The sequence below is a fragment of the Leptolyngbya cf. ectocarpi LEGE 11479 genome (assembly GCF_015207065.1).
GTDB lineage: Bacteria > Cyanobacteriota > Cyanobacteriia > Phormidesmidales > Phormidesmidaceae > Leptothoe > Leptothoe ectocarpi.
On the sequence record NZ_JADEXP010000269.1, the window covers coordinates 1 to 9014 of the forward strand.

Sequence of the window (9014 nt, forward strand, 5' to 3'; positions counted from 1 at the left end):
ATAGAGGTTCTGCAAGAACGTCTGGGTGACCTCGGTATTCCCATCGTCGCTAACCTTCCCTTCGGCCACGATGGTGTCAATGTCCCGTTACCCTTTGGCATCCTTACAAAAATAGAGGCCACCCCCGACGGTTCCGGCCTCCTTTCATTTCCAAATTTTATTTAGAATTTCGCTACGCCTTGACCATTTCCTTTTTGTCCTGACCTACGGTAACGAGTTCCGTTTCCATCTCGTTTATTACCGTTTCTGACAGTGCAGGAATCGAATCATCCCCGGTAATCAAACGGGCACCCCGCTGGGACGTGAAATAGTTCCAGCCCCACTGAATCAGTACCAGCAGCTTGTTATCAAACTCGATCAGGAAGTAAATATGAACAAAAATCCAGATAAACCAGGCAGGGAAGCCAGATAGCTTCATAAAGTTCAAGTCAGCGACCGCTTCATTGCGACCAATCACGGCCATGCTGCCCTTGTCCTTGTATTTAAAGGCGGCCACTGACTTCTGGGCCAACTTGGCCTGAATGGTTTTAGCTAGGTAGCTACCCATTTCCATCGCCACGGCTGCTGTACCCGGCAATGGTTTATCCTGGTTACCCTGGTGGGCAAAGTGGGCCAGATCGCCCCCAATATAAAGATTGGAGTAGTTAGGCACACTCATGTCAGACTCAACAATCACCCGGCCAATCCGGTCGGTGGCTGCACCTGTTTTATCGGCAATCACCCGACCCAAGGGGGAGGCCTTAATGCCAGCCGCCCACAGTACTGTGCAAGCCTGCATCTCGCTCACAGTGCCATCGTGCTTGATGGATACTGTGTCACCGTCAATATTGGTCACCAGGGACTGAGTACGGACCTCGACACCCAGCTTTTCCAAAGAGCCTTTAGCGGCAGCCGATAGCTCCACTGGATAAGGGGGTAGTACCCGATCCATCCCCTCTAGCAAAATAATCTTGGTTTCTTGCGGGTCAATATTGGTAAAGTCGTCCTTAATAGTTTCATAGGCTAACTCTGCCAGGGCTCCGGCTAGCTCCACCCCCGTCGGCCCTGCTCCCACTACCAGAAATGTCAGCAGTGCCTTACGACGTTCTGGGTCAGTTTCCTTCTCTGCAGCTTCAAATGCCAGGAAAATACGGCGACGCACTTCTAGGGCGTCCTCAATGGTCTTCATCCCAGGGGCAATATCGGACCAGTGGTCATTGCCAAAGTAGTGGTGGCTAGACCCCGTTGCCAGGATCAGGCTGTCGTAGTTGATCACCTCGTTGCGCTTGAGGGTGACCTTTTGGGCATCTGGGTCGATATCGACAACCTCGCCCATGAGTACCTTGACATTCTTTTGACGGCTCAATACCGAACGCAAGGGCGATGAAATATCACCTGCCGAGAGACCGCCCGTAGCTACCTGGTAGAGCAACGGCTGAAATAAATGAAAGTTCCGCTTGTCAATGAGCGTTACCCTCACTGGGGCCTTACCCAATGACTTGGCGGCATACAGACCCGCAAATCCGCCACCGACAATCACGACATGATGCAGGGCGTTTTGCTGAGCGGCTGTCTTTTGGGCTATTGGGGACTGACCAGTAAGGGCTGCTGTCATAGCATTAAAAACTATTACGTATGATTAACAATTTTATATCGTCTATCTCTAGGTTGCGGGTCTAAACAAACCTCTTCTTCAAAGTTTGTTTACATATCAACCGACGAAACTATCTATACATAAGGGAATTTCATGCTCTGAAGTATTCCCTCTGATTGGCATAAAAGCCTATAAACTTTGGAGTCTGACTCCTAGGGGCACGGACGTGAATGCTTTCGACTATGTTTCGTAATGTGTCATGGGATTTACATAATCACCGTGATATAGATCATAACCTTGCTTAATCCTGCGCTACCCCATGATTAGATCCCTAAGCAGCACGGTCAAAGACAGGGCGTCCCTTGGTACTCTGGTTAATCGGGCTGCAGATCCCTTTATTTAGGAAAAAATTGATTTCGCAGGTTGGAAAGGTGGCAAAACTATGGCGTTAATCGTTCAAAAGTATGGCGGCACATCGGTCGGCAGTGTTGAGCGGATTCAAACGGTAGCTGAACGGGTGCAGGCAACGGTAAAAGCGGGTAACTCGGTGGTAGTAGTGGTCTCTGCCATGGGTAAAACCACCGATGGCCTGGTTAAACTTGCCAACGAGATCTCGAGTCAGCCCAGCCGCCGAGAGATGGACATGCTGCTCTCCACAGGGGAACAGGTGTCCATTGCCCTATTGACCATGGCGCTTCAGGAACGCGGCCAGGCGGCGGTGTCGATGACCGGGGCGCAGGTGGGTATTGTCACCGAGGCGCGTCACAGCCACGCTCGTATTTTGAGCATTGAGACCAGCCGCGTTCAGCGCTATTTAGATCAGGGCCAAGTTGTCGTCATTGCTGGATTTCAAGGCATTAGTAATGCTCCAGATTTAGAAATTACCACCCTCGGTCGCGGTGGCTCTGATACGTCGGCTGTTGCCCTGGCCGCCTCACTCCAGGCAGATGCCTGCGAAATCTGCACAGATGTACCGGGAATTTTAACGACGGATCCTCGGCTAGTGCCGTCAGCCCAGCTGATGAGCGATATCACCTGTGATGAAATGTTGGAACTGGCGAGCTTAGGAGCTAAGGTCCTGCATCCACGGGCGGTCGAGATTGCCCGTAACTATGGGGTGACTCTGGTGGTGCGCTCTAGCTGGACCCAAGAACCCGGTACACGGGTGACGTCTCCCCGACGGCTGCCCCGTCCTTTGGAAGGTCTAGAGTTGGCCCACCCGGTAGATGCCATCGAGTTTGATACGGACCAGGCTAAGGTGGCTTTGCTACAGGTACCCGATCGCCCTGGAATTGCGGCCCAGCTGTTTGGTACGGTGGCGGCTCAAAATCTCAATATCGATCTGATTATTCAATCGATCAACGAAGGTAATTTTAATGACATTGCCTTTACCGTTGAAAAGGATGTATTGGCCCAGGCGACTACTGTGGCATCGTCTCTTATGCCAGCTCTGCAGGGCACCACTAACGATGGTAAGACAGGCGCTGGGGATACGGTGGCGCTGGTCACGGACACTGAAATTGCCAAGGTTAGTATTGCTGGGGCCGGGATGATTGGTCGACCTGGTGTGGCGGCCAAAATGTTTTCTACCCTGGCAGCAGCTGGGGTCAATATTCAAATGATTGCCACCTCTGAGGTAAAGGTGAGCTGCACCATTGCTGCGGTGGATTGCGATCGCACCATCGCCGCCCTCTGCACCGCCTTTGACCTCAACCACTCCCCCGCCCGCGTCGACGAGGTGGCCCCCATTCAAGGGCCTGCCGTACGTGGCGTCGCCCTAGACCAAAACCAGGCCCGATTGGCCCTGCGCTACGTCCCTGACCAGCCCGGTATGGCCGCCAAACTATTCCAGATACTGGCCGATCGGGGCATCAGTGTCGATATGATTATCCAGGCCCAGCGCTGCCGCGAACACAACGGCATCCAAACCCGCGATATTGCCTTTACCGTCGCCCAAGCCGATGCCACCATGGCCAGCGACGTGCTTCAAACCCTAGCCAAAGAATTTGGCAGCAGCGAAATAGTGGTGGATACTGCGATCGCTAAAGTCAGCGTCGTCGGCATCGGCATGATGACCGCACCGGGGACCGCCGCCAGAATGTTCCAGGCTCTAGCCGACAGCAACATCAATATCCAGATGATTGCCACCTCAGAAATTAAAATCAGCTGTGTTGTGGCCGAAACGAGCGGTGTTGACGCGCTTAAAGCTGTACATACGGCCTTTGGTCTAGCGGGCAGTCAAGAAGTGGAGGTGTCCGCCTGAAGCGGCTGCAGGCTCACTCCCCAATTGGCATGGCTAACCCACATGTTCCAGGGATAAGCGAGATGTACCTGTCTCCAACGTGGAGACAGGTTTCGATAACCGATTAAATAATTCCCATAGCACCGCATTGGCATCCATGGCCGATTCACAGGAGCGAGCCAGCAAAATATCCCGGCATACCTGCCGAAAATCAGCATCATCCGTGGAAACACGAATGCCTTCCCGGTAACAAACATCAGCAATCATCAGTTTGGGACGCAAGCTGGAGCAACTCTCAGGCGACACCTGCCGAAAAAATTGCTGCACAATGCCAATAACCAAGGCAGCCGCCTCTGCAGATGTCCCCACCCGCTCCATCAGTAGCTGTTGCTGAGCCAAGATATTAGGCTCCGGTAACCGTAGGGTAATCAACCGATCCATCAAGGCAACCTGGGTGCTGTAGGTGCCACAATACTCCTCGGAGTTAGACGTGAAAATTACTCGAAATTCAGGGTGAATCGACACATATTCTGCTCTGTGTCCATCAGTTAGCACCAACATCCGCTCTTCTAACGCGGCCAGTAGGAGTGTATTAATTTCAGGGCGAGAACGATTAAACTCGTCATAAATTAGGGTCCACCCCTCACGACAAGCAAGTCGCAGCCAAGCGTCTGGCTGGCTAGACACCGTCAAATTCAGGCCACCCACCACCAGCATCACTGGCTGCTGCCGACAGTCAGCCAGGTGCATTGCCAGGGCGGTTTTACCGATGCCTGTGGGACCCTCCAAATGAATGGAATAGCCAGTTTTTAGATAGCGCAGCGCCCGCTGCATGACCTGCTCAAGGGCAGCGGTCTTTACAAACGGCTGAGGGCGCACCTTAAGTACCGTGGACACTAAGATACCAATCCTTTGTATGTGGAGTATGGGCTATAACTTGGACACTGCCCATAATTAGCGCTGTTGCCCCTGAGGGTGACTCAAGCTATCAAAGGCTTACTACAAAACTCATTCGACTAGATAAACTGTTCCATAAATCAGCCAGGGTGTTTGCCTTAGGATTCCCTAGTGGAGTATGTCATTCTCTATCGTTCCCCCCAGATTTATTCATGGCATGGTGGGCGGTTTCCGCATTTTTGCAAGCTTCGTTTCCTATCAGTTGTCGTCAATTACCCATCGCTAAGGGGCAAAATTGCGGCCCCGATACTCTTCAACCAATTGACTCGCCCCCCATGTCTAACCGATGAATTCTGCCTATTCTGCCTACATTGATCGCCTGCTGCAAGCCTTAAAAGATCGCGATGAAACCGTTCGCAATCAAGCAACAGGCGAATTCTGGCATATGTGGTTTCACCAAAAGGGACTGCAGGGGGCTAAGCGTTTGATCGAGAGCCAAACCCTGGTCGAAGCCGAACGTAGTGAAGACGCCAAAGCAATTCTAGATGAGCTGATTTTGACCCAGCCCGACTTTGCTGAAGCTTGGAACCGGCGTGCTGTTCTTAACTACATGCAGGGCAACTATGCTGCCGCTATTCATGACTGCGAGAAAACCCTTGAGCTGGTGCCCTACCACTTTGGCGCACTTCATGGTCTGGGCCTTTGCCATGCCTCTGTCGGCAATTATCTCGATGCCATTCAATGGTTTCGTCAAACCCTAGACATTCAGCCATTTTCTCTGATTAATCAGCGGCTAATTTTGGAATGTATCACCAAGCTGAACTAGAAATCGGTACAGCCATCAATGGCCAGTAGCCCATGGAGAAAAGAACGTCGAGGGCACGACAATAGAATAGGACAAGACAATAGCTTGTTACGTTGTCGTCCAGACTGTCGGTAAACACCTGCATTTTGTGAGACCCTAGCAAAATACAATGGGTAAGTAAGCCTGACCCGCATTCAGAAAAATTTCTCGACGTATGCAAACCCTGACACCTCCCGCCTCCGATACCGGCGCCCTGATCGATACCAAAATTATTCGTCGTAAAACGCGTCCAGTACCCGTTGGTGACGTCATCATTGGTGGTGGGGCTCCCGTTGTCGTCCAATCGATGATCAATGAGGATACTCTGGATATCGAAGGCTCTGTGGCCGCCATTCGACGTTTGCACGAGATTGGCTGCGAAATTGTGCGGGTGACGGTGCCGAGCATGGCCCACGCTAGGGCGTTAGCCACCATCAAAGAAAAACTTGCGGCTACCTACCAAACTGTGCCGCTGGTGGCTGATGTTCACCATAACGGCATGAAAATCGCATTGGAAGTGGCGAAACATGTGGATAAGGTGCGCATCAATCCAGGGCTTTATGTCTTTGAGAAGCCCAGCGATAGCCGCACTGAATACACCCAGACAGAATTTGATGCCATCGGTGAAAAAATTAGAGAAACCCTAGAACCACTAGTGGTATCCCTGCGGGACCAAAACAAGGCAATGCGCATTGGTGTTAACCACGGCTCTCTGGCAGAACGCATGCTGTTTACCTATGGTGATACCCCGGAAGGGATGGTGGAATCAGCCCTGGAGTTTATTCGTATCTGCGAGTCGCTGAACTTTCACAATCTGGTTATTTCCTTAAAAGCGTCACGGGTTCCTGTCATGCTGGCCGCCTATCGTCTCATGGTTCAGCGGATGGAGCAGCTGGGTATGAGCTACCCACTCCACTTAGGGGTAACCGAAGCTGGGGATGGAGAGTATGGCCGCATCAAGTCCACTGCTGGTATTGGTACCCTGTTAGCCGAAGGGATTGGCGATACTATCCGGGTTTCCCTGACCGAAGCTCCCGAAAAGGAGATTCCTGTTTGCTATAGCATTCTGCAGGCTCTGGGGCTACGTAAAACCATGGTGGAGTATGTTGCCTGTCCCTCCTGCGGTCGTACGCTGTTTAATCTAGAAGAAGTCCTACACAAGGTACGAGCAGCGACTAACCATCTAACAGGCCTAGATATTGCTGTTATGGGCTGTATTGTGAATGGTCCTGGAGAAATGGCTGATGCCGACTATGGTTATGTTGGCAAAACACCGGGCTACATTTCTCTATATAGAGGTCGAGAGGAAATCAAACGAGTTCCTGAAGATAGCGGTGTAGAAGAACTGATCAACCTGATTAAGAGCGATGGTCGCTGGGTAGAGCCAGAAAATTAGATAAGGTTTAAGCATTAACCCAGGAAACTTTTATGTTTATCCCAGACTAGTTTGCTAGATTGGGGGTCTAATGACGTCAGCACGTCTCTACCCATATCAGGCTGATGGTGATTTTTATTAAATCCGTAGCCGATTCTTTAGGGGAGTTGCTAAGCTGCATTGAATAATTAAAGTAATGGGTAAGTAATGGCTCAATATTGGTGCAGCACCTGCAGTATTTGAGCAAAGCTAATATATTTGTAGGTGTGGGCTGACTATTTATACTGTTTGACGAAGTTTGTATCGTTTCCCGTTGTTCTGGATCTCTTTTTATGGCAACCAAGAAGCATAGCCTGATTTTGAGTGCTGCAGCCTTGGCAAGTATGGCTGTGATCGTTGCAGGTACAAGCATTCACTGGTCTCAAAGTCAGGCATTCTTTAGAGAGAGCCCAAAAGAGGTGATTGATGAGGTCTGGCAGCTGATCGATCATGAATATGTCGACGAGACCTTTAACGATCAAGATTGGCAGGCTATCCGGACAGACTATCTCAATCGTGACTACACCGATAGCACGAACGCCTATGATGCCATCCGGGAAATGTTGGATTCCTTGGAGGATCCCTATACGCGCTTCATGGACCCGCAAGAGTTCCGCAATATGCAAATCGACACGTCGGGGGAGCTAACCGGGGTGGGGATTCAAATTTCTCAAGAAGAGGAAACTGAAGAAATCGTTGTGGTTTCCCCCATTGAGGATACGCCTGCCTTTGAGGCTGGCCTACGCTCTGGAGATGTGATTGTAGGTATTGATGGGCAGTCAACGGAGGGTATGGACCTGAGCGATGCGGTTAATTTAATTCGCGGTCCGGTTAATTCTGAGGTCACGCTGACCGTTGTTCGTGACGAGGAGGAAATCAACTTTGATCTCGTCCGCGCTCGCATTGAGATTCATCCTGTCCGCTTTGCTTATCACTCTGAGCAAGAGGGCGGTGTGGGCTATATTCGTTTGACTCAGTTTAGTGCGAATGCTGCTACTGAAATGCGCGAGGCCATCCAAGAGCTGGAGAAACGGGATGTGACTGGCTACGTCCTGGATTTACGGTCTAATCCGGGGGGCTTGCTGTACTCCAGTATTGATATTTCTCGCATGTGGCTGAGCGATGGCACCATTGTGTCAACGGTGAATCGTGAGGGTACCGTGGATGAAAATGTAGCTGGCGATCGCGCTTTGACCGATAAGCCTCTGGTAGTTTTGGTGGATGGTGGCTCTGCTAGCGCTAGTGAAATTTTATCTGGAGCCCTGCAGGATAATAGTCGGGCTGTGTTAGTAGGTACGACCACATTTGGTAAGGGATTGGTGCAGTCGGTGCGAGGTTTGGGCGATGGCTCAGGTGTGGCGGTAACGATTGCTAAGTACCTAACCCCCAGCGGTCGCGATATTAATACCCTGGGCATTGAGCCAGACATTATTGTCGAGCTGAGCGATGAGCAGCGGGAGTATCTGAGCGAAGATCGTGAGCGGATTGGCACTACCGAGGATCCGCAGTACGCTAAAGCGATTGAAGTGCTCAATGATTTGCTCCGGGGGCAGCGTGAAGCGGCAAACGCTGGCACTGTTTCGGTCAACTAACTGGGGTATTGGGTAAAATTAGCCGTTTAATGGCAGTAACTTTATTGGGGCAGACACTTACCTGCTCGAATTAAGCCTACCCGCTTGGCGATCGCATCAGCACGATTGGTAAACGGTCCCCAAGTTTTGGTCTGGTCACGTCCTTGGGCCAGTTCGGTCTGGCTGACAATTTTGCAGTGTCCGTCAACCTGTTTGACGATGTGCCAGGAGTCTGTCGGCTGGGTGTCTGTCGGCTGGATATTTTTGCCTGTCGTCATGGTGCTAGGGAGTTTTTGAGGATGCCGTTAAATAGATTAACCCAGACCACCAGGTGAGGAGTACGGCTAGCCAAAAGAGTGCGAGGGCCATTGTCGGGTGGCTTTGAGATAGGGGGGAAATGAGAACTGCGATCGCACCAATTTGCACCACCGTTTTTACCTTGCCCCACATATTTGCCCTGTCTCTTATACAAA

General features: G+C 51.2%; 9 protein-coding genes. 5 read left to right on the plus strand and 4 right to left on the minus strand.

Going from position 1 to position 9014, the window contains the following annotated elements:
* Positions 1 to 9: 9 nt before the first annotated feature.
* A complete protein-coding gene (locus tag IQ260_RS22375; protein WP_322745021.1) occupies positions 10 to 165 on the plus strand; it encodes a hypothetical protein in 156 nt (51 codons plus the stop codon).
* A 7-nt stretch (positions 166 to 172) separates the two neighbouring features.
* Here IQ260_RS22375 and IQ260_RS22380 read toward each other — a convergent pair whose 3' ends face one another.
* Entirely contained in the window at positions 173 to 1594 is a 1422-nt protein-coding gene (locus IQ260_RS22380) for an NAD(P)/FAD-dependent oxidoreductase (RefSeq protein ID WP_193995305.1), read from the minus strand.
* A gap of 421 nt (positions 1595 to 2015) precedes the next feature.
* On the opposite strand from IQ260_RS22380, the gene IQ260_RS22385 reads away from it, so the two are divergent.
* Positions 2016 to 3836, plus strand: coding sequence for an aspartate kinase (locus IQ260_RS22385; RefSeq protein ID WP_193995306.1), 1821 nt, complete (start codon positions 2016 to 2018; stop codon positions 3834 to 3836).
* 33 nt (positions 3837 to 3869) lie between these two features.
* On the opposite strand, the gene IQ260_RS22390 is transcribed toward IQ260_RS22385, so the two are convergent.
* Positions 3870 to 4712: an AAA family ATPase gene (locus IQ260_RS22390; protein ID WP_193995307.1), complete on the minus strand. Its 843-nt coding sequence runs from the start codon at positions 4710 to 4712 to the stop codon at positions 3870 to 3872.
* Positions 4713 to 5058: 346 nt separating this feature from the next.
* On the opposite strand from IQ260_RS22390, the gene IQ260_RS22395 reads away from it, so the two are divergent.
* The 3 genes from IQ260_RS22395 (at position 5059) to ctpC (ending at position 8562) form a co-directional block, all read left to right on the plus strand.
* Positions 5059 to 5538 carry a tetratricopeptide repeat protein gene (locus IQ260_RS22395; RefSeq protein ID WP_193995308.1) on the plus strand — a complete coding sequence of 160 codons (480 nt, stop codon included), beginning with the start codon at positions 5059 to 5061 and terminating at the stop codon, positions 5536 to 5538.
* A 193-nt stretch (positions 5539 to 5731) separates the two neighbouring features.
* Entirely contained in the window at positions 5732 to 6952 is a 1221-nt protein-coding gene (gene ispG, locus IQ260_RS22400) for a (E)-4-hydroxy-3-methylbut-2-enyl-diphosphate synthase (protein ID WP_193995309.1), read from the plus strand.
* Positions 6953 to 7263: 311 nt separating this feature from the next.
* Complete coding sequence (gene ctpC, locus IQ260_RS22405) at positions 7264 to 8562, plus strand: carboxyl-terminal processing protease CtpC (RefSeq protein ID WP_193995310.1); 1299 nt, start codon at positions 7264 to 7266, stop codon at positions 8560 to 8562.
* Between the two features lie 41 nt (positions 8563 to 8603).
* Here the strand turns inward: ctpC and IQ260_RS22410 are convergent, their stop codons facing one another.
* Together IQ260_RS22410 and IQ260_RS22415 are read right to left on the minus strand one after the other, a co-directional pair.
* Positions 8604 to 8819, minus strand: a complete 216-nt coding sequence (locus IQ260_RS22410; protein ID WP_193995311.1) for a hypothetical protein — start codon at positions 8817 to 8819, stop codon at positions 8604 to 8606.
* A 4-nt stretch (positions 8820 to 8823) separates the two neighbouring features.
* Positions 8824 to 9014, minus strand: a 191-nt coding sequence (locus IQ260_RS22415; RefSeq protein WP_407657750.1) for a CDP-alcohol phosphatidyltransferase family protein, incomplete at its 5' end; no start/stop codon positions are given.